Origin of the sequence: Methylobacterium sp. J-070, from assembly GCF_022829385.1 — a bacterium.
In the GTDB taxonomy this organism is placed as follows: domain Bacteria; phylum Pseudomonadota; class Alphaproteobacteria; order Rhizobiales; family Beijerinckiaceae; genus Methylobacterium.
In genome coordinates this window covers 333,681-353,509 of sequence record NZ_JAKSXX010000235.1, presented here as the reverse complement: position 1 = coordinate 353,509, position 19,829 = coordinate 333,681, and the positions used below count along the sequence as shown (strand labels likewise).

Annotated in this window: 21 protein-coding genes; 2 read left to right on the top strand and 19 right to left on the bottom strand. The window is 70.6% G+C overall.

The features are described 5' to 3' along the window. Positions 1-516: 516 nt before the first annotated feature. The 4 genes from gatB to gatC all read right to left on the bottom strand — a co-directional run bounded on the left by gatB (position 517) and on the right by gatC (position 4,280). On the bottom strand, positions 517-1,989 hold the full coding sequence (gene gatB, locus MKL01_RS26545) for an Asp-tRNA(Asn)/Glu-tRNA(Gln) amidotransferase subunit GatB (RefSeq protein WP_243908156.1): 1,473 nt from the start codon (positions 1,987-1,989) through the stop codon (positions 517-519). Between the two features lie 156 nt (positions 1,990-2,145). Next, on the bottom strand, positions 2,146-2,445 hold the full coding sequence (locus tag MKL01_RS26540) for a hypothetical protein (protein ID WP_243908222.1): 300 nt from the start codon (positions 2,443-2,445) through the stop codon (positions 2,146-2,148). Then, positions 2,442-3,905 carry an Asp-tRNA(Asn)/Glu-tRNA(Gln) amidotransferase subunit GatA gene (gene gatA, locus MKL01_RS26535; protein WP_243908221.1) on the bottom strand — a complete coding sequence of 488 codons (1,464 nt, stop codon included), beginning with the start codon at positions 3,903-3,905 and terminating at the stop codon, positions 2,442-2,444. Before gatA ends, MKL01_RS26540 begins: the two co-directional genes overlap by 4 nt. Positions 3,906-3,992: 87 nt before the next feature. Further along, positions 3,993-4,280 carry an Asp-tRNA(Asn)/Glu-tRNA(Gln) amidotransferase subunit GatC gene (gene gatC, locus MKL01_RS26530; RefSeq protein ID WP_243908155.1) on the bottom strand — a complete coding sequence of 96 codons (288 nt, stop codon included), beginning with the start codon at positions 4,278-4,280 and terminating at the stop codon, positions 3,993-3,995. Positions 4,281-4,733: 453 nt separating this feature from the next. Here gatC and MKL01_RS26525 point away from each other — a divergent pair, with 453 nt between their 5' ends. Together MKL01_RS26525 and ruvX are read left to right on the top strand one after the other, a co-directional pair. Next, positions 4,734-5,300 (top strand): SMI1/KNR4 family protein, encoded by a 567-nt coding sequence (locus MKL01_RS26525; RefSeq protein ID WP_243908154.1) that lies wholly within the window; start codon positions 4,734-4,736, stop codon positions 5,298-5,300. Continuing rightward, positions 5,297-5,797 carry a Holliday junction resolvase RuvX gene (gene ruvX / locus MKL01_RS26520; RefSeq protein ID WP_243908153.1) on the top strand — a complete coding sequence of 167 codons (501 nt, stop codon included), beginning with the start codon at positions 5,297-5,299 and terminating at the stop codon, positions 5,795-5,797. Before MKL01_RS26525 ends, ruvX begins: the two co-directional genes overlap by 4 nt. Here the strand turns inward: ruvX and dprA are convergent. The 15 genes from dprA to MKL01_RS26445 form a co-directional block, all read right to left on the bottom strand. After that, positions 5,787-6,998 carry a DNA-processing protein DprA gene (gene dprA / locus MKL01_RS26515; protein WP_243908152.1) on the bottom strand — a complete coding sequence of 404 codons (1,212 nt, stop codon included), beginning with the start codon at positions 6,996-6,998 and terminating at the stop codon, positions 5,787-5,789. The two genes, ruvX and dprA, sit on opposite strands and share 11 nt — an antisense overlap. Before the next feature lie 37 nt (positions 6,999-7,035). Beyond that, positions 7,036-7,638 carry a glycerol-3-phosphate 1-O-acyltransferase PlsY gene (gene plsY / locus MKL01_RS26510; protein WP_243908151.1) on the bottom strand — a complete coding sequence of 201 codons (603 nt, stop codon included), beginning with the start codon at positions 7,636-7,638 and terminating at the stop codon, positions 7,036-7,038. Next, complete coding sequence (locus MKL01_RS26505) at positions 7,638-8,942, bottom strand: dihydroorotase (protein ID WP_243908150.1); 1,305 nt, start codon at positions 8,940-8,942, stop codon at positions 7,638-7,640. Before MKL01_RS26505 ends, plsY begins: the two co-directional genes overlap by 1 nt. Beyond that, entirely contained in the window at positions 8,939-9,742 is an 804-nt protein-coding gene (hisF, locus tag MKL01_RS26500; RefSeq protein ID WP_243908149.1) for an imidazole glycerol phosphate synthase subunit HisF, read from the bottom strand. Before hisF ends, MKL01_RS26505 begins: the two co-directional genes overlap by 4 nt. An 18-nt stretch (positions 9,743-9,760) precedes the next feature. Beyond that, on the bottom strand, positions 9,761-10,231 hold the full coding sequence (locus MKL01_RS26495) for a DUF29 domain-containing protein (RefSeq protein WP_243908148.1): 471 nt from the start codon (positions 10,229-10,231) through the stop codon (positions 9,761-9,763). Positions 10,232-10,266: 35 nt separating this feature from the next. Next, on the bottom strand, positions 10,267-11,013 hold the full coding sequence (gene hisA / locus MKL01_RS26490; protein WP_243908147.1) for a 1-(5-phosphoribosyl)-5-[(5-phosphoribosylamino)methylideneamino]imidazole-4-carboxamide isomerase: 747 nt from the start codon (positions 11,011-11,013) through the stop codon (positions 10,267-10,269). A gap of 37 nt (positions 11,014-11,050) precedes the next feature. Next, complete coding sequence (gene hisH, locus MKL01_RS26485) at positions 11,051-11,710, bottom strand: imidazole glycerol phosphate synthase subunit HisH (protein ID WP_243908146.1); 660 nt, start codon at positions 11,708-11,710, stop codon at positions 11,051-11,053. Between the two features lie 19 nt (positions 11,711-11,729). Then, the gene (locus MKL01_RS26480; protein WP_243908145.1) at positions 11,730-12,215 is read right to left on the bottom strand and encodes a DUF2628 domain-containing protein; all 486 of its coding nucleotides are present in this window, start codon (positions 12,213-12,215) and stop codon (positions 11,730-11,732) included. A gap of 68 nt (positions 12,216-12,283) precedes the next feature. Further along, positions 12,284-12,871 carry an imidazoleglycerol-phosphate dehydratase HisB gene (gene hisB / locus MKL01_RS26475; RefSeq protein WP_243908144.1) on the bottom strand — a complete coding sequence of 196 codons (588 nt, stop codon included), beginning with the start codon at positions 12,869-12,871 and terminating at the stop codon, positions 12,284-12,286. A gap of 83 nt (positions 12,872-12,954) precedes the next feature. Further along, the gene (locus MKL01_RS26470) at positions 12,955-13,830 is read right to left on the bottom strand and encodes an S-methyl-5'-thioadenosine phosphorylase (protein WP_243908143.1); all 876 of its coding nucleotides are present in this window, start codon (positions 13,828-13,830) and stop codon (positions 12,955-12,957) included. A 278-nt stretch (positions 13,831-14,108) separates the two neighbouring features. Further along, on the bottom strand, positions 14,109-15,020 hold the full coding sequence (locus tag MKL01_RS26465) for a cytochrome c1 (RefSeq protein WP_243908142.1): 912 nt from the start codon (positions 15,018-15,020) through the stop codon (positions 14,109-14,111). A gap of 18 nt (positions 15,021-15,038) precedes the next feature. Next, complete coding sequence (locus MKL01_RS26460; protein ID WP_243908141.1) at positions 15,039-16,325, bottom strand: cytochrome b; 1,287 nt, start codon at positions 16,323-16,325, stop codon at positions 15,039-15,041. A gap of 13 nt (positions 16,326-16,338) precedes the next feature. After that, positions 16,339-16,923 (bottom strand): ubiquinol-cytochrome c reductase iron-sulfur subunit, encoded by a 585-nt coding sequence (petA, locus tag MKL01_RS26455; RefSeq protein ID WP_279604879.1) that lies wholly within the window; start codon positions 16,921-16,923, stop codon positions 16,339-16,341. A gap of 280 nt (positions 16,924-17,203) precedes the next feature. Further along, positions 17,204-19,069 carry an ABC transporter ATP-binding protein gene (locus MKL01_RS26450; protein ID WP_243908140.1) on the bottom strand — a complete coding sequence of 622 codons (1,866 nt, stop codon included), beginning with the start codon at positions 19,067-19,069 and terminating at the stop codon, positions 17,204-17,206. Between the two features lie 129 nt (positions 19,070-19,198). Continuing rightward, positions 19,199-19,783, bottom strand: a complete 585-nt coding sequence (locus tag MKL01_RS26445) for an AprI/Inh family metalloprotease inhibitor (RefSeq protein WP_243908139.1) — start codon at positions 19,781-19,783, stop codon at positions 19,199-19,201. Positions 19,784-19,829: the final 46 nt, after the last annotated feature.

The following is a 19,829-nucleotide window of genomic DNA, read 5'->3' as shown; positions in this document are numbered from 1 at the left end:
CCGGGAAAATGGCTGTTGACCGCTCCCGAGTGTGGGTGCAGTCTCCGGATGTGCTTCGCGGAAGCGGGCATGGACCTGCCGGAAACCTTGACGCGCTCGGGTTTCGCAGTGGCTCAGGTTGTCGGAAGCTGGAGGAGACAGGGATGACTCCACCGCAGCGGAACGCCGCTTAGACGGAGTCGGGACAGGTTCGGCCCGACACCCAGCGGCAGGTCACGAACATCCGGACGGAAGCGGCTCCAGGGGCGCAGAAGCGGCCAGTACGGCACGCCTTCGAATACGCGAAAGGCCCCACCTATAGCCGTTCCGCCACGGTACCCTCGATCGAGGCTCTGCTCGTCTCTCACCTGCCCGGCTTCGCCGCGGCGGGATGTCGTCGTGGCGCGACGCCGGGCAACTTCCGAACCATGCGGGTCCGCACACGCCCTGCAAGCGGCGCGAAGCGTTCCGGTCGCGCGCCCCCGCGCCGATGGCGCGCCGCTCCGGTCCGCTTCGCCGGGCCGGCGGCGACGAGCCTCAATCGATTCCGAGCTTCGCCTTCAGCAGCGCGTTCACCGTCGCCGGGTTCGCCTTGCCGCCCGTGGCTTTCATGGTCTGGCCGACGAACCAGCCGAGCAGGGTCGGCTTCTCCTTGGCCTGGGCGACCTTGTCGGGGTTGGCCGCGATGATCTGATCGATCGCCGCCTCGATGGCGCCGGTGTCGGTCACCTGCTTCATGCCGCGGCTCTCGACGACGGCGCGGGGCTCGCCGCCTTCTGTCCAGACGATCTCGAACAGGTCCTTGGCGATCTTGCCGGAGATCACGCCCTCGCCGATCAGGTCGACGATCGCGCCGAGCTGCGCGGCCGAGACCGGCGTCGCCTCGATCACCAGGCCCTCCTTGTTCAGGCGCCCGAACAGTTCGTTGATCACCCAGTTGGCCGCGGCCTTGCCGTCCCGGCCCTTGGCCACCGCCTCGTAGTAGTCGGCCGAGGCCCGTTCGGCGACCAGCACCCCGGCATCGTAGGGCGACAGGCCGTAATCCTTGACGAACCGTGCCTTCTTGGCGTCCGGCAGCTCCGGCAGGCCCTCCGCGAGGGCGTCCACGTAGGCCTGGTCGAATTTCAGCGGGAGCAGGTCCGGATCCGGGAAGTAGCGGTAGTCGTGCGCCTCCTCCTTGGACCGCATCGAGCGGGTCTCGCCCTTGGCGGGATCGAACAGGCGAGTCTCCTGGTCGATCGTGCCGCCATCCTCCAGGATCGCGATCTGCCGCCGCGCCTCGGTCTCGATGGCCTGACCGATGAAGCGGATCGAGTTGACGTTCTTGATCTCGCAGCGCGTGCCCAGGGGCTCGCCGGGCCGCCGCACCGAGACGTTCACGTCGGCACGCAGGCTGCCCTTCTCCATGTCGCCGTCGCAGGTGCCGAGGTAGCGCAGGATCGTGCGCAGCTTGGTCACGTAGGCCTTCGCTTCCTCGGAGGAGCGCAGGTCCGGCCGGGAGACGATCTCCATCAGCGCCACGCCCGAGCGGTTGAGGTCCACGAAGCTCCGGGTCGGGTCTTGGTCGTGCAGCGACTTGCCGGCGTCCTGTTCGAGGTGCAGGCGCTCGATCCCCACCGTGATCGAGGAGCCGTCGAGCATGTCGACCAGGACCTCGCCCTCGCCGACGATCGGGTCCTTGTACTGCGAGATCTGGTAGCCCTGCGGCAGGTCCGGATAGAAGTAGTTCTTCCGGTCGAAGACGGAGCGCAGGTTGATCCGCGCCTTCAGGCCGAGGCCGGTGCGCACGGCCTGGGCGACGCATTCCGCGTTGATCACCGGCAGCATGCCGGGCATCGCGGCGTCGACCAGCGAGACGTGGTCGTTCGGCTCGCCGCCGAATTCGGTCGCGGCGCCGGAGAACAGCTTCGCCCGGCTCGACACCTGGGCGTGGATCTCCATGCCGACGATCACCTCCCAGTCGTGGAGGCCGCCCTTGATCAGCTTCTTGGGGTCGACGGGTGCGTTCATGGTCGTCCGGGCCTGGCTGTGAGGCGAATTCCGCGCGATCCGACCGGCAACCGCATCCCGAGGTGCTGCGTCGCAGCCTCGAAGGAGGGCGCCAGGGATCGCGACGCTTGCCGCTGTCCTACGCGCACTGCACTTACGGGTCGCGCCGCGAAAGAATCAAGCGCGGCGTCCCACGGCCCGGCGGGCGCCGTAGCCGAGGATCGCCCAGAGCAGGGCCGCCACGGCCCGGACCGGGAAGAAGGTCGGCCCGTCATGGGTGACCGGAGCCGGCCAGGGGATGCCGGCCGCGCTCACCGCCCAGGAGAACAGCACCGAGAAGCCCAGGGCCGCGATGGCCGCGATGAACACCTTTCCGAACTGGCTGGCGGTCCAGCCGAGATAGACCGCCACCACGATCAGCGCCGGATCGAAGCCGGCCCAGATCCAGACCGTCCAGGGGTAGAACGGGACGGTCATGCCCACCAGGGCTCTGGCAGGGCGGTGCGGCCGGCGGCATCCTCGATGACCTGGGCGACCGAGAACAGCGTCTCCTCGTCGAAGGGCCGGCCGATGAGCTGGAGCCCGAGCGGCAGCCCCTGCCCGTCGAGGCCCGCCGGCACGGCGATGCCGGGAAGCCCGGCCATGTTCACCGTCACGGTGAACACGTCGTTGAGGTACATCTCCACCGGGTCGGCCGAGGCCTTCTCGCCGATGCCGAAGGCGGCCGACGGGGTCGCGGGGGTGAGGATCGCGTCGACGCCGTCCGCGTACGCGGCCTCGAAGTCGCGCTTGATCAGCGTGCGGATCTTCTGCGCCCGGACGTAGTAGGCGTCGTAATAGCCCGCCGACAGCACGTAGGTGCCGATCATGATCCGGCGCTTCACCTCGCGGCCGAAGCCGGCCGCCCGGGTGTTCTCGTACATCCCGGCGATGTCCTTGCCGGGCACGCGCAGGCCGTAGCGGACGCCGTCGTAGCGCGCGAGGTTCGAGGAGGCCTCGGCCGGGGCCACGATGTAGTAGGCCGGCAGCGCGTACGCGGTGTGCGGCAGCGAGATGTCCCTGAGGGTCGCGCCCGCCGCCTTCAGCCAAGCGGCGCCCTCCTCCCACAACTTCTGGATCTCGGCCGGCATGCCGTCGACGCGGTATTCCTTCGGGATGCCGATGGTCAGGCCCTTCACGCCGCGGGAGACCGCCGCCTCGAAGTCGGGCACGGGCAGGTCCGCGCAGGTGGTGTCGCGGGCATCGGCCCCGGCCATCGAGCCGAGGAGGATCGCGCAGTCGCGCACCGTCCGGGCGATCGGACCGGCCTGGTCGAGGGACGAGGCGAATGCCACCGTGCCCCAGCGCGAACAGCGCCCGTAGGTCGGCTTGATCCCCACCGTGCCGGTGAAGGCGGCCGGCTGGCGGATGGATCCGCCGGTATCGGTGGCGGTGGCGCCGAGGCAGAGCCGTGCGGCCACCGCCGCGGCGGACCCACCGGAGGAGCCGCCCGGCACGAGCGGCACGTCGGATCCCATGCGCCGCCAGGGCGAGATGACGTTGCCGTAGGCGCTGGTCTCGTTGGACGAGCCCATGGCGAATTCGTCGAGGTTCAGCTTGCCGAGCATGACGGCGCCGTCGCGCCACAGGTTGGCCGAGACCGCCGACTCGTAGTGCGGCTCGAAAGTCTCCAGGATCTTGGATCCGGCGGTGGTGGTCACGCCCTGGGTGCAGAACAGGTCCTTGATCCCGACCGGGATCCCCTCGAGCGGCCGGCCTTCCCCGGAGGCGATCTTCCGGTCCGAGACCTCGGCCATCTCCAGGGCGCGATCCGGGGTCTCCCGGACGAAGGCATTCAGGGCGCGCGCCTTGGCGATCGCGTCGAGATGCGCCTGCGTCAGCTCGCGCGCCGAGATCCGCTTCGCCTTCAGGGCGTCGCGCGCCTCGGCCAATGTCATGTCGTTCGGATTCACGCTGTTCACGTCCCCGCGCGCCGCGGCGCGCCCGTCAGAAACCCGGTCCGCAGAGTCGAGGGCGGTGCCGCCCTACTCGATCACCTTCGGAACCAGGAAATAATTGTCCTCGGTCTCCGGAGCGTTGGCCACCACGTCGGCGGCTCGGCCGCCGTCGGTGACCACGTCCTCCCGCTTCTTCATCGCCATCGGGGTGACCGAGGTCATGGGTTCGACGCCGGAAACATCGACGGCGCCGAGCTGCTCGACGAAGGCCAGGATGGCGTTCAACTCGCCCTGTAGCGGACCGACCTCGTCGTCGGTGACCGCGATCCGCGCCAGATGGGCGATGCGCCGAACCGTCTTCTCGTCGACCGACATGCCGTCCCGTTCGTCCCTGTCCGGGAGGTGCCTCCCGTGGTCGGTCGGGCTATAGCACCGGCGTTCGCAGCGCCGCAACGCGGACGGCGGCGCGGCGGGAGCCTGCGCGGCTACCGGGGGATCTTCACGTCGGACGCCGCCTCACGTCACGACGTGGTTCGGGGTTACCGACATCTCGATGGTGATCCCGGCCTGACGCACGGGCTGGAACATCGACTGGGCGAAGCCCAGAACGAGGATCTCGAAGGCGAGCAGCAGCATCCAACAATGCTTGCGGGTCAGCGCGGGCGCGGGGCGAGACGGGGCGGAACGGTGGAGCGGGGCGGTCGTCGACAAGGCGGGCACCCAAGGCGTGGTTTAACGAAGTCTTAACCTATCTATTCGCGAACGGCTCCGGGCGCACGCGGGTGATTTGCGGAGGTGGTTAAGGCTGTGGATGGTGGAGTGGGGTCGATGTGGGAGCGGGTGTTCGGCACCCTGTCGCCGGGGCTGACGGCGGATGACGCGGCCCTGGACCGCGCGGCCGAGGCGCTGGGATTCCCGCTCCCGGCCTCCTATCGGGATTTCTGCCGCACCTGCGGCGTCGGCTTGGCGGGCGGCCAGTTCCGGGTCGCCGTCCCGGCACCCTTCGAGCCGGTGGATCTGGTCGCCCAGGCGGCGGTCATCGCCCACAGCGTCGGCGCCGCGGTGCGGATGCTGGAGGACGGGGCGGAACCCCACCGGTTCGACGTCGAGGGCGGCGATCCGCACGTCATCGAGCGCGCCTGTTTCTTCGGGACGGGCGAGGACGGCAGCTTCCTGTTCTGGGACGTCTCCGGTGACGGCGAATACGACATCTGGCTGCTGGCCCCCGATCTGGTGATGATCCGGTTCGGCGGCGAGAGCCTCGCCGACCTCTTCACCCGGGCCACCGGTCCGGCGGTCGCCCTGATCCTCGGGGCGGGCGCCGAGCCCCTCCCCGCCCGGTTCGAGGGCATCTCCGAGGCGACGCTCGCCCGAACCGCGGCGGCGGCCCCATGAACCACGACGCGATCCGCGCCTTCGTGGCCGCCTCGCAGGGCGGCGCACGCCTCATCGGGATCGACCTCGGCACCAAGACGATCGGCCTCGCCCTGTCGGATCTCGGACGGCAGATCGCGACGCCGCTGGAGACGATCCGCCGGGTGAAGTTCACGCCGGACGCCCAGCGGCTGGCCGCCCTGTGTCGGCAGCACGCGGTGGGCGGACTGGTGGTCGGCCTGCCGCTCAACATGGACGGCAGCGAAGGCCCGCGGGTACAGTCGACCCGCGCCTTCGTGCGCAACCTCGCGCCGATCCTGCCCCTGCCGCACGTGTTCTTCGACGAGCGTCTGTCGACCGCCGTGGTGACCCGGGCCCTGATCGAGGCCGACGCCTCCCGGGCGCGACGCGGCGCACTCGTCGACAAGCTCGCCGCCGCCTACATCCTCCAGGGCTGCCTCGACGTCATGCGGCACCTCGCCGATTCGGACGCCGACGCGGATCCGCTCAGCGGCTGACCAGCGAGACGGCACCGCTCCCGTGGCGCTCGATCCGGCCGTCCAGTTCGAGCTCCAGCAGCACGGTCTGCACCACCCGGGCGCCGACGCCCGCGCAGCGCGCCAGCTCGTCCGTGCCGACCGGGCTCGGTCCCAGCAGGGCGACGATCCGCGCCCGGTCGTCGGCGGGCTCCGGCGACTCGTCGGGATCATCGGATGATTCGGGCCAGGGTCCCTCGGCGACGACCGGGGGGCCCGTCGCCTCGCGGGTGAGCGCGTCCAGGTCGATCTCGTCCCAGAAATCGGGCTGCTCGGCGAGATCCGGCCGGGGCCGGGCCGGGGCGGCATCGGCGTCCGCACCGCCCTCGATGATCGCACCGACGACGTCGAGGACGTGGGTCACGTCCGACACGAGGGTCGCACCCTGGCGGATGAGGTCGTTGGTGCCCTCGGCGCGCGGATCCAGCGGCGAACCCGGGACCGCGAAGACCTCGCGGTTCTGCTCCAGCGCGAAGCGCGCGGTGATCAGCGAGCCGGAGCGGCGCGCCGCCTCGACCACGACGGTACCGTAGGAGAGGCCGGAGATGATCCGGTTGCGCCGGGGGAAGTCGCGCCCGCGCGGCTCCCATCCCAGCGGCATCTCGGCCAGGACGGCGCCCCCCTGCCCCAGGATCGTCTCGACGAGGGCCGCGTGGCTCGCGGGATAGATCCGGTCCTGACCGCCGGCCATCACCGCGACCGTGCCGGTCGGGAGGCTGGCCCGGTGCGCCTGCACGTCGATGCCGCGGGCGAGACCCGAGACGACGACCAGACCGGCCTCTCCGAGGCCGCGGCTCAGCCGCTCTGTGAAGGCGAGCCCGGCCGTCGAGGCATTGCGCGAGCCCACCACCGCCACGGCCGGCCGGTTCAGGATGGCCGCCCCCCGCACCGCCAGCAGCGGCGGCGCGGCCTCGGTCTGGTGGAGGAGCCGGGGATACTCCGTCTCCCCGGCGGCGATGAGACGGCCGCCGAGGCGGTGCAGGGCGGCGACCTCGTCCTCGGCCTGCGCCCGGGTCACCGGTTCGATTCGCCGGCCCTGGCGCCGTGTCAGGTCCGGCAGCGCCTCGAGGGCGCCGGCCGCGCCGCCGAACCGATTGATCAGGGTGCGGAAGGTGCGCGGGCCGACGCCCTCGGTGCGGATCAGCCGCAGCCAATCAAGCCGCTGGGCATCGGTGAGCTGCATGCACCACCCCCAAGGTCCGCGCATCGCGCGCGTGCGCTCAGCCCTTCTGGCCGATGCGCCCCTCGGTGCCGGACGCGAGCCGGCGGATGTTGGGCGCGTGCTTCCACCATAGCAGCGCCGCCATGATCAGGAACAGCCAAGCTTGGGCCGGCGCGCCGAGGGCCCACAGGGTGAGCGGCGTTGCGATCGAGGCGGCGAGCGCCGCGAGGGACGAGTATTTGAGCGCGAATGCGAGCCCGAGCCAGATCGCCGCGAAGACGCCGAGCGCCGGCGGGCTGAAGGCGAGCAGCACGCCGATGAAGGTCGCGACGCCCTTGCCGCCCTTGAACCGGAGCCAGACCGGGAAGAGGTGACCCAGGAACGCCCCGAGGCCTGCGGCGAGCGCCGGCCCCTCCCCCAGGTTCCGGGCGATCAGCACCGCCGCCGTGCCCTTCAGGGCGTCGCCCAGCAGGGTCGCGGCGGCGAGCCCCTTGCGGCCGGTTCGCAGCACGTTGGTGGCGCCGATGTTGCCCGAGCCGATCGACCGCACGTCGCCGAGGCCGGCAAACCGCGTCAGGATCAGCCCGAACGGGATCGAGCCCAGGAGATAGCCCAGCGCGAGGCCGCCGAGCGCGGCCGGGGTCACGAGATCCGGGGACATCACGCGGCCGTCGCGAGATCGTCGGCCGCGTGCACGATGGTGCCCCCGACCAGCGTCAGCACGGCGGCGCCCTGGAGGCGCGCCTCGTCGAAGGGCGAGTTCTTCGAGCGCGATTTCAGCCGGCGCTTGTCGAGGACGTAAGGCAGATCGGGGTCGAGCAGCATCAGGTCGGCGGGGGCGCCGACCGTCAAGCGTCCGGCCGCGCGGCCGAGGATCCGGGCCGGGTTGATGGTGAGCGCGGCGATGAGCTTCGGCAGCGCCAGGTCGCCGGTATGCACGAGACGCAGCGAGGCGCCGAGCAGCGTCTCGACGCCGAGCGCGCCGTTCGCCGCCTCGGCGAAGGGCAGGCGCTTGGTCTCGACGTCCTGGGGATTGTGGTCGGAGACGACCACGTCGATCACGCCCTCGTCGAGGGCGCGCACCACCGCGTGCCGGTCGGCCTCGTCGCGCAGGGGCGGCGAGAGGCGGCAGAAGGTGCGGTAATGGCCGATATCGTTCTCGTTGAGCACGAGGTTGTTCACCGAGACGCCGCAGGTCACCGGCAGGCCGTCCTGCTTGGCCCGGCGGACGATCTCCACCGAATCCGCACACGAGATCATCGCCGCGTGATAGCGGGCGCCGGTCAGCCGCGCGAGGCGGATGTCCCGCTCCAGCAACACGGTCTCGGCCTCGCGGGGGATGCCCATCAGGCCGAGGCGCGAGGCGAACTCGCCCTCGTTCATCACCCCCTCGGCGACGAGGTCGGCCTCCTCGACGTGCTGCATCAGCAGGGCGTCGAAGTCCCGGGCGTAGGTGAGCGCCCGCCGCATCACCTGGGCGTTCGCCACGGCGCGCAGCCCGTCCGTGAAGGCGACGGCACCCGCTTCCTTGAGCAGGCCGAACTCGGTCATCTCCCGGCCGGCCAGGCCCTTGGTGATGGCGGCGGCGGGCAGCACGTTGACGCTCGCCGTGTCGCGGGCGCGGCGGAGCACGAAGTCGACGATGGCGGGCTCGTCGATCACCGGGTTGGTGTCGGGCATGCAGACCAGGGTCGTGACGCCGCCTGCGGCGGCGGCGGCGCTCGCGGAGGCCAGGGTCTCGCGGTGCTCGGCCCCCGGTTCGCCCACGAAGGCGCGCATGTCGATCAAGCCCGGCGTCAGCACGCGGCCGGCGCAGTCGATCCGGGCCGCGTCGGCGGGCGCGCCGGGCGCGGCTCCGGACGCGATGTCGGCGATGCGGCCGTCCCGCACGTAGAGTGCGCCTGGGGTGCTGCGGCCCGTCGCGGGATCGAGGAGATCGGCGTTGACGAGAAGGTAGCTGCTCACCGGGACACCCTCGCGGAAGTGGCCGGGCGGTCGAGGCGCACGGCGAGGCCGGCCGCCGCCATGTGCGCCTTGGCCTCGGCGACGCTTGCCTGTCCGAAATGGAAGATCGAGGCCGCCAGCACGGCGCTCGCGCCGCCCTCGGCCACCCCGGCCACGAGGTCGTCGAGGCCGCCGACGCCGCCGGACGCGATCACCGGGACGGTCACGGCGTCGCTGATCGCCCGCGTCAGGGCGAGGTCGTAGCCGGAGCGGGTGCCGTCCTTGTCCATGGAGGTGACCAGCAACTCCCCCGCGCCCTTCCCGGCGACCAGCCGGGCGAAGGCGACCGCGTCGATGCCCGTGGGATCGCGGCCGCCATGGGTGAAGATCTCCCAGGCCGCCGGTGCCCCCGGCGGCGAGACGCGTTTGGCGTCGATCGCCACCACGATGCACTGGGCGCCGAACTTCTCCGCCGCCCGGGCGACGAGGTCCGGATCCCTGACCGCCGCGGTGTTGATGGCGACCTTGTCGGCGCCGGCGAGCAGCAGGGCGCGCACGTCCTCGACGGTGCGGACGCCGCCGCCGACGGTGAGCGGCATGAAGCAGGCCTCGGCGGTTCGACTCACGATGTCGAGCAGCGTGCCGCGGGCCTCCCGGCTGGCGGTGATGTCGAGGAAACAGAGCTCGTCGGCGCCGGCCGCGTCGTAGACCTTGGCGGCCTCAACCGGATCGCCGGCATCGCGCAGGCCCTCGAAGCGCACGCCCTTCACGACGCGCCCGTCCTTCACGTCGAGGCAGGGGATGATGCGGGTTTTGAGCACGGCGTCTCGGCAATCGGTTCAGGCTTCGGAGTCGATCGCGAAGTGGCGATCCATGATGTCCTGATACGTATAGGGGCACGTCTCTGGAAAGCGGCTGACCGCGAGCCTGGTCACTTTCGCGGCTTCAAGGCGCGCGATTCGATAGGCCTTGGTGATGGCTTCGACGACACGGCGCTTCAGTCCGGGGCTCTCGCTCAATTCCTCGGCGACCTGAATGCGATGTGTTGCGATCGAGATCATCCAGCACCGCGTGCGCTTGCCGGGCTGATGGTCGAATTTGAGCATGTGCAGCAGCACCACGCGCAGCGCGCTCACCAAACTGGCGAACTGGCTCTTGCCCCAGCTCTCGATCTCCTCGGCCAGGTTCTCGCGGTCGAGACCCGACAGGTCTCCGGACCGCAGCCGCGCACCCTGCTCCTGCGTCCAGGTGTAGAAGTCGTCCGCGTAGGCCGTCCCGGCCGAGGCCGGCCGGGCCTTCACCGCCGTCATCGATGCCTCCCGCGTCGGCGCCTCACCGGAACGATCTAGCACGAAGCCGGGCCGCGCGCCGCAGCGATCGCCGCCAGGGCCGCCTCCGGATCGATCCGGCCGTCGTAGAGCGCCCGCCCGGTGATGGCCCCGGCGATCAGCGCGCAGTCCGGCTGGAGCAGGCGGTGCACGTCGTCGATCGAGGCGAGGCCACCCGACGCGATCACCGGGATCCGCACGGCCTGCGCCAGCGCCAGGGTCATCTCGACGTTGAGACCCTTCAGGATCCCGTCCCGGGCGATGTCGGTGTAGATGATCGCCGCGACGCCCGCGTCCTCGAACCGGCGCCCCAGCTCCTCCGCGGTCATGCTGGAGGTCTGCGCCCAGCCCTCGACGGCGACGCGGCCGTCCTTGGCGTCGATGCCGACCGCGATCCGGCCGGGATGCTTGCGGGCGGCCTCGCGGACGAATTCGGGATCGCGCACCGCCGCCGTGCCGATGATCACCCGGGCGACGCCCTTGGCGAGCCAGCCCTCCAGGGTCTTCATCTCGCGGATGCCGCCCCCGAGCTGCACCGGTATCGTCACCCGGCCCAGGATCGCCTCGACCGCCGCGGCGTTGCGCGGAGCGCCCGCAAAGGCGCCGTCGAGATCGACCACGTGGAGCCAGGAAAAGCCCTGCTCGGCGAAGATCGCGGCCTGCGCTGCCGGATCGTCGCCGAAGATCTTGGCCTGCGCCATGTCCCCCTGGATGAGGCGGACGCAGCGTCCCTCCTTGAGGTCGATCGCCGGGTACAGGATCACGGGCGTTTCAGTCCTTCTTGCCGGGGCGACACCGCCCTCAGGGCCGCCAGTTCAGGAAATTCGCGATGAGCGCGAGGCCCAGCCGCTGGCTCTTCTCGGGGTGGAACTGCGTGCCGGCGACGTTGTCGCGCGCCACCAGGGCGGTGACCGGTCCGCCGTACTCGGCCCGCGCCACCACGTCCTCGGGACGCGCGGGGGCGAGCGCGTAGCTGTGGACGAAATAGGCGTGCAGCCCGTCCTCGCCCGTCGGGATGCCGGCGAGCAGCGGGTGGCCGCGCTCCGCCCGCAGGGTGTTCCAGCCCATATGGGGGACCTTGAGCGCCGGGTCCGAGGGCCGGATCGGTCCGACATCGCCCGGGATCCAGTCGAGCCCCGGCGTGACGGTGTATTCCAGCCCGCGGGTCGCCAGGAGCTGCATGCCCACGCAGATCCCCAGGAAGGGCCGTCCGGCCCCTTGGGCGGCCTGCGTCATCGCCTCGACCATGCCGGGCACGGCATCGAGCCCGCGGCGGCAATCCGCGTAGGCGCCGACGCCCGGCAGGACGACGCGGTCCGCAGCGGCGACAACGTCCGGATCCGAGGTCAGGCAGATCCGCGCGTCACGCCCGGTCTCGCGGGCGGCGCGCTCGAAGGCCTTGGCGGCGGAATGGAGGTTGCCCGACCCGTAATCGATGATCGCGACGGTCTCGGCGCTCATGCTCGTCTCGCCCGGACACTCACCGGGCGCCTTCCTGGGCGGGGAACAGACCGATGACGGGCTCGGCGCGGCGGCTGGGGCCGCTCGGGAACGGCGCGCGCGGCGCGGTCGGGCTCGCCGCCAGCCAGCGGTTCAGCGCCCGCGACTCCGCCTCGGCCGCACTGCCGGCCATGACGGCGTCGCGCACCGGCCAGCCGCGCCGGGCCAGGGTCCAGCGCCGGAGACTCGACGCTTCGAGCCCGATCAGACATCCGGCCAGCAGCGTGGCGATCAGGCCGGCGCCGACGGGCAGGCCCAGCGCGACGCCCGCGCCGGCGAGGGCAGCGAGCCCGACGAGCACGATCAGCGCGGCGATCCAGAGGCGGTGATACAGGAACCACAGCACGGAGAACGCGAAGGCCGTCCACGAGAAACCGTCCGGCACCACCACCGCCCGGTCGAGCCCGAGCGATTCACCCGGCCGCGCCTCCTGGGGCAGGTGGAGCGTGTAGCTGCGCATCCGCATCGCGATACTCCGAGAACGGCGCTGCCGGATGGCCGGAGGGCCGACCGGACCGCGCGACGAGGACAGGTCTACAGGGAGCCCTTGGTGGAGGGAACGCGTCCCTCCTCACGCGGATCGATGGCCACCGCCTTCCGCAAGGCCCGGGCCAGGCCCTTGAAGCAGCTTTCCGCGATGTGGTGGGCGTTGTCCCCGTAGAGCGTCTCCACGTGGAGGGTCAGCCCGGCGTTCATCGCGAAGGCCTGGAACCACTCCCGCACCAGCTCGGTGTCGAATGTCCCGATCTTCTCAACGCGGAAGGCGGTGCGAAAGACCAGGAACGGCCGGCCGGAAATATCGACACAGACGCGGGTCAGTGCCTCGTCCATCGGAAGATGGATGTCGGCGTAGCGCGTCACCCCGCGCTTGTCTCCGAGCGCCTCGGCGAAGGCCCGGCCCAGGGCGATGCCGCAATCCTCGGCCGAGTGGTGCTGGTCGATGTGCAGGTCGCCGTCGACCTTCACGTCGAGGTCGAACAGCGCATGCCGGGCCAGCAGGTCCAGCATGTGGTCGAGGAACCCGATCCCGGTGGCGATGTTCGATCGTCCGGTCCCGTCGAGAGCCACGGTGACCGCGATGTCGGTCTCGGCGGTCTTCCGGGTGATGGTGGCGCTGCGCATTTCTCTGGGACTTTGCGTCGAGGACGGCCCGGGCCGCGAGCGCCTTCTAGTGGGAGTCTCGCCCGATTGGAAAGGGTGGCTGCCTAATCGGTCAGGACCCGCCCCGCGACGGCGTCGAGCTTGGCGAGCAGCGCGGGATCGCGAACGGCCGGTGCGGTCATGATCGCCCCGTCGAGAGCCCGGTGCGAACCCGCCGGGCAGGGTTCGCGCTCGGCCGGGAAGTCGCGCGCCAGACGTGCCACGAGCCGCGCGGCCTTGTCGGCGTTGGCCCGGGCGACCGCCACCACGGCGGCGACATCCACGGCGTCGTGACCGGGATGCCAGCAATCGTAGTCGGTCACCATCGCGATGGTCGCGTAGGTGATCTCCGCCTCGCGGGCGAGCTTGGCCTCGGGCATGTTGGTCATGCCGATGACGTCGAAGCCCTGCGCCTTGTAGGCGCGCGACTCGGCCAGCGAGGAGAATTGCGGTCCGTCCATGCAGACGTAGGTGCCGCCGCGATGCACCGCGATCGCCTCGGCCTTCGCCGCCGCCGCGATGCGGGCCTGGAGGCCGGGCCCGATCGGGTGGGCGAGCGAGACGTGCGCGACGCAGCCATCGCCGAAGAACGAGGCGGCGCGGCCCTGGGTCCGGTCGACGAACTGGTCGACGAGCACGAACAGGCCGGGTGCCAGATCCTCGCGGAACGAGCCGCACGCCGAGAGCGAGACCAGGTCGGTCACGCCGGCCCGCTTCATCGCGTCGATGTTGGCCCGGTAGTTGATCCCCGATGGTGAAAACCGGTGGCCCCGCCCGTGGCGCGCCAGGAAGACGATCGGGGTGTCGCCGATCCGCCCGATGCGCAGGGCATCCGAAGGTTCGCCCCAGGGCGAAGCGACGCGTTCCTCGCGGACGTCCTCCAGCCCCGGCAGGTCGTAGACCCCGGAGCCGCCCATCACCCCGAGCACCGCTGCGGTCATTCCGTTGTCCTGCGTGCGATCATTCCATCCGCCACCTCATCCCGAGGTGCCGGAGCGAAGCGGAGGCCTCGAACGAGCCCTCCGGTCCCCGCGGAGATCCCTGAACCCCTCCCCTCGGGACCTCCCGGCGCGGGCGCCTGAGGGTGCGGTGGTGAGAGGGATCGGCGTCGGCCGATATCGCCCCGCGGGATCCCCGCAGCGGTAGCACGGGGAGCCCGCGCAAAAAAGATGGGCCTCCCGAAGGAGGCCCAGCCGGCTCGTCCCTCCGGGGAGCCCGTTCAGAACGTGTTGTGCAGCTCCGGCTGGAGGCCGTGGACCTCGCCGCCGACATCCGACCAGACCTTCTTCTTCACGTAGTAGAGCAGCCCCGACATCACGATCAGGAACAGGATCACCCGGAAGCCCAGGGCCTTGCGGTCCATCATGTGCGGCTCGGCCGCCCACATCAGGAAGGCCGCGACGTCCTTGCCGTACTGGTCGACGGTCTCCGGGACGACCGGCTGGCCCTGATCGTTCTTCGGGTAGGTGACCTGCCCGTCGCTGATCGGCGGCGGCATCGCGATGATGTGGCCCGGATAGTACTTGTTGTAATGGCCGCCGTCCGGGACGCTGAAATCCTTCGGCGGGTCCTCGTAGCCGTTGATCAGCGCGTGGATGTAGTCGGGGCCCTGCTCCGAGTAGCCGACGAACGGCAGCCAGTCGGTCAGGAAGTACAGCGAGCCGCGGGAGAAGGTCCGCGCCTTGGCGATGACGGAGAAATCCGGGGGGGCCTTGCCGCCATTGGCGGCAGCCGCCGCCTGATCGTTCGGGAAGGGCGGCGGGAAGGTGTCGGCGGGCCGGCCCGGCCGGTCGAACATCTCGCCGGAATCGTTGGGCCCGTCCTTGACCTGATAGGTCGCCGCCAGGGCCTTGACCTGTCCGACGCTGAAGTCCGGGCCGCCCTCCTGCGCGAGGGTGCGGAACGCCACCAGCTTCATCGAGTGGCAGGCCGAGCAGACCTCCTTGTAGACCTGGAAGCCGCGCTGCAGCTGCGCGGTGTCGAACCGGCCGAAGGTGCCGGCGAAGCTCCAGTTCACGCGGGCCGGGATCGGCCCGCCATGCCCTTCCTGGGCGGAGACCGGCACGGCGCCGATCAGCAGGGCCGCGACGGCGGCCGCCGCGGTCGTCGAGAGGACGCGGGTCATCATCATGGTCCTGTCGTCAGCCCGTCAGCCTTTGATGGTCGGAGCGGCGGCGGCGCCGGCCGGCATGCCGGACCCGCTCACCTGCTTGCCCGGTCCGGTCACGCTCTCGAGGATCGAGCCCGGCAGCGCCTTCGGCGTCTCGAACAGGCCGCAGAGTGGCATGACGAGCAGGAAGTGGGCGAAGTAATAGGCCGTGCAGATCTGCGCCGCCAGCACGTAGCCGCCCTCCGGAGGCTGCGAGCCGAGCCAGCCGAGCAGCAACGTCGCGCCGATGAACACCCAGAAGAACTGGCGGTAGATCGGCCGGTAGTTGCACGAGCGGATCCTAGACGTGTCCAGCCAGGGCGCGAAGGCCAGGATGATCACCGCCGAGAACATCAGGATCACGCCGCCGAGCTTGCTCGGGACCGCGCGCAGGATCGCGTAGAAGGGCAGGAAGTACCATTCCGGGACGATGTGCGCGGGGGTCACCGCCGGGTTCGCCGGGATGTAGTTGTCGGCGTGGCCCAGGTAGTTCGGCTGATAGAACAGGAACCACGAGAACAGGATCATGAACACGCAGACCGCGAACATGTCCTTGATGGTCGCGTAGGGCGTGAACGGCACCGCGTCCTTGCCCGACTTGATCGGGATGCCCACCGGGTTGTTCTGCCCGGTGACGTGCAGCGCCCAGACGTGCAGCACGACCACGCCGGCGATCATCCAAGGCAGCAGGTAGTGCAGCGAGAAGAACCGGTTCACCGTCGGGCTGCCGACCGAGTAGCCGCCCCAGAGCAGAGTCTGGATGGTGTCGCCCACCACCGGGATCGCCGCCAGGATGTTGGTGATGACCGTGGCGCCCCAGAAGCTCATCTGGCCCCAGGGCAGCGTGTAGCCCAGGAAGGCCGTGGCCATCATCAGCAGGTAGATGACGACGCCCAGAATGTAGAGCACCTCGCGCGGAGCCTTGTAGGACCCGTAATAGAGGTTGCGGAACATGTGCAGGTACACGGCCACGAAGAACATCGACGCGCCGTTGGCGTGCGCGTAGCGCAGCAGCCAGCCGTAGTTCACGTCGCGCATGATCTTCTCGACGGAGGTGAACGCGCCCGCCGCCGACGGCTCGTAGTGCATCGCCAGCCAGACGCCGGTGACGATCTGGATGCCCAGGAACGCGATCAGGATCGCCCCGAAGGTCCAGAAGTAGTTGAGGTTGCGGGGAACCGGGAAGGCCACGAACGAGGAGTGCACCAGCCCGACGATGGGCAGGCGCGCCTCGAACCATTTGGCCACGCGGCTCTTGGGGACGTAGGTGCTGGCCGTCGCGCTCATGCTTCCGTCCTCCTCACGCCGCTTCCTTGCCGCCTTCGCCGATCCGGATCTTGGTATCGGTCTGGAAGGCGTAAGGGGGGATCGGCAGGTTGATGGGCGCCGGCCCGTGGCGCACGCGGCCCACCGCGTCGAATTGCGAACCGTGGCAGGGACAGGCCCAGCCCTCGAAATTGCCCTGATGGCCGATCGGCACGCAACCGAGATGCGTGCAATTGCCGTAGACCACGAGCCACTGGTCGTGGCCGTTCTTGACCCGCGTGGTGAACGCCGCCGGGTCGATCATGGCCGACAGGGGGACCGCCTTCATGTCGGTCAGTTCCTTGTCGGTCAGCTTGCGCACGAAGATCAGCTTGCCCCGCCAGAAGACGTTGACGATCTGACCGTCCTGGATCGGGGTCAGGTCGACCTCGATGGGCGCGCCGGCCGCGATCGTCTCGGCGTCGGGGGCCATCGACGAGACGAGCGGCCACGCCGCGGCCGCGGCCCCGACGGCCAAGCCGGCACCCGTGGCCAGGAACATGAAATCGCGACGGCTGCCCTCAGGCCCGGAGGCGGCGGGAGCGGCGGCAGAGGTATTCGCCAAGATTCGGAACTCCATGCGTCGGCGTCAGGGCCGCAGGCGCCCTGCTTCGATTTCCCGGCTCGGGAAGCATCAAAGCATTATGGTTCTAAGGCGCGCAATGAGACCGTCTGCCGCCCCGGAGTCAAGCGCCCGCGTGCAGCGCAGCGATAGGGTTCGGTCGGGTTCATCGTGATATGTTGCCGGCTGCCGTTACCCCCGCGCGTCCCGGTCGCTCGGCCATGCCGGAGACAGCGGCGACGCTCCAAGAATCCGCTGATGCCTGCCGCGCCGGCGTGCATGTCGGACGCCCGCGGTCTCACGCCACGGCGGCGTCGAACTGGTTCGCGCCGTCGCCCAGGAAGCCGCCCGACTGGCGCGACCAGAGGCCCGCATAGACGCCGCCGCGAGCCACGAGTTCGGCATGGGTGCCCTGCTCGATGATCCGGCCGCGATCGATGACGACGAGCCGGTCGAGGGCCGCGATCGTCGACAGGCGGTGGGCGATGGCCAGCACGGTCTTGCCGGCCATCAGCGCATCGAGCGATTCCTGGATCGCAGCCTCGACCTGGCTGTCGAGGGCCGAGGTCGCCTCGTCCAGGATGAGGACCGGCGCATCCTTGAGCATGACCCGCGCGATGGCGATGCGCTGCCGCTGGCCGCCGGACAGCTTGACCCCGCGCTCGCCGACCTGCGCGTCGTAACCCCGCCGTCCCTTGTGGTCGATCAGGTCGGCGATGAACGCGTCCGCGTGCGCGAGGCGGGCGGCCCGCTCGATCTCCGCCTGCGTGGCGCCGGAGCGGCCGTACGCGATGTTGTCCCGGATCGAACGGTGCAGGAGCGACGTGTCCTGGCTCACCATCGCGATGGCCTCACGCAGGGATTGCTGCGTCACCGTGGCGATATCCTGACCGTCCACCAGGATGCGGCCGCTCTCCACGTCGTAGAGGCGCAGGAGCAGGCTCGCGAGGGTCGATTTTCCCGCCCCGCTCACGCCGACGAGGCCGACCTTCTCGCCGGGACGGATCGTCAGTGAGAAATCCTCGATGATGGTGGCGTCACCGCGGCCGTAATGGAAGCCGACATCCTCGAACCGGATCTCGCCGCCGGACACGACGAGGTCCCGCGCATCCGGGGCATCGACCAGCCCGTGCGGCCGCGCCATGGTCTGCATGCTTTCCTGCACGACGCCGACATTCTCGAACACGCCGCGCACCGTCTGCATGACCCAGCCCGACATGGCGATGAGCCGCAGGACCAGGGCGAGCCCCGCGGAGGCCTCCCCGGTGGTCATCCCGCCGTCGCGCCAGAGCACGAGGCAGGCCGCACCGGTGGCGACCAGCAGGGCGCTGTTGAGGATGCCGAGCAGGCTGGTGGTCAGGGTGACCAGCCGGAACTGGTGCAGGTAGGCCGCGGTATGGACGTCCACCGCGTCGCGGACCGCCGCCCGCTCCTCGCGGTCGCGGGCGAAGAGCTTCACGGTGAGGATGTTGGTGTAGCTGTCCACGATGCGGCCGATGAGCGTCGAGCGCGTGTCGGCGGTGCGGTGGGAGCGCGCCCGCGCCCGGGGCACGAACCATGTGGTCAGGCCCGCGTAGGCGGCGATCCACAGGAGGACCGGGAGCACGAGCCACGGCGAGATCGAGCTGAACAGCCCGACGGCGGTGACCGCGTAGATCGCCACGTAGAGCAGGGTGTCGATGAACACGACGGCGAGTTCGCGGACCGCCGGGCCGACCTGCACGACCCGGTTGGCCAGCCGCCCGGAGAAGTCGCCCTGGAAGTACGAGAGGGCGTGGCCGAGGGTGTAGAGGTGCGCCCGCCACCGGATCTGACTGGTGGATTGCGGAACGACGAGCTGATTCGACAGGACCTCATGGGCCCAGATCGAGAGCGGCCGGACGAGCGCGATCAGCAGGACGGCCAGCGTCAACCCGGTCGCGTGGTCCGACAGCACCGTCGCCCGGTCGGCCGAGCCGAGCAGATCGATGAACCAGCGCATGACGAGATAGAGCGACGCCTCGACCGTCCCGGCCACCACCGCGATGACGAACAGCAGCGCCAGCGCGCCGCGGATCGGGTGCAGGTAGAACCAAGCGAACCCGATGATCGACCGCGGCGGCATGCGCGCTTCATCGAAGGGCGCGAACGGGTCGACGCGGCGCTCGAGCCAATCGAGGAACATGCTACCGGGGGCGTGATGCTGCGGGAGCCCTTCATGTAAGCGCGGGGCGCCTCGAACCAACCGTGCGGAGTGGTCGCGGCGGCGATTCCACCGCGCCCGGATCGTGCGCCGGACCGGGCCGGTTCCGCCTCAGCGGTTGAGCGCCAGCGCGGCCCCCGACTTGGTCAGGGCGCCGTCCAAGCCGCCGCCGCCCTGCCGCAGCCGAGCGGCCACCGAACCGCCCGCCTGGTAGAGGTAGACCTCCCCGTCGCGGAAGTCCCAGGCCGAGACCCGGGCCAGATCCTTGTTGGGGCAGCCCGCCGCCGAGGCCTTGTACAGGTCGAGGGCCGGCGCGCTCGACAGGGTCACCTTGCAATTGGCGCCCGTCGCGTCCCGGGCGTCCCAGGTTCCGACGACGGAGGCCCGTCCGCTCGCCACGACCGGCGGGGGCGGCGCGGGCGGGGCGACGGGTTCGGCGATCACGGTCGGGGCCGAAGGGGAGAGGGCCGCCTGAGCGCCGGGCGCCGTGGGGGCGTCGGGGCTCGCCGCCACGCCGGGGGGCGGCGCCAGCGGCGCCGCCGTGACGGTCCCGGACGGGACCGCGGTGACCGCGTCGAGGTAGCCCTGCTGCGACGGCCCGCGTGTGCGCGGCCCGTCCAGCCGGCTCGACGCGCAGGCGCCGAGGCTGGCGCCCAGGCAGAGGACGGCAAACGTCGTCAGGTACGGGCGCGGCATCGGTTCACTTCGGGTCAGGCTTGAGAGCGGAGCGTCCCGCCTGACT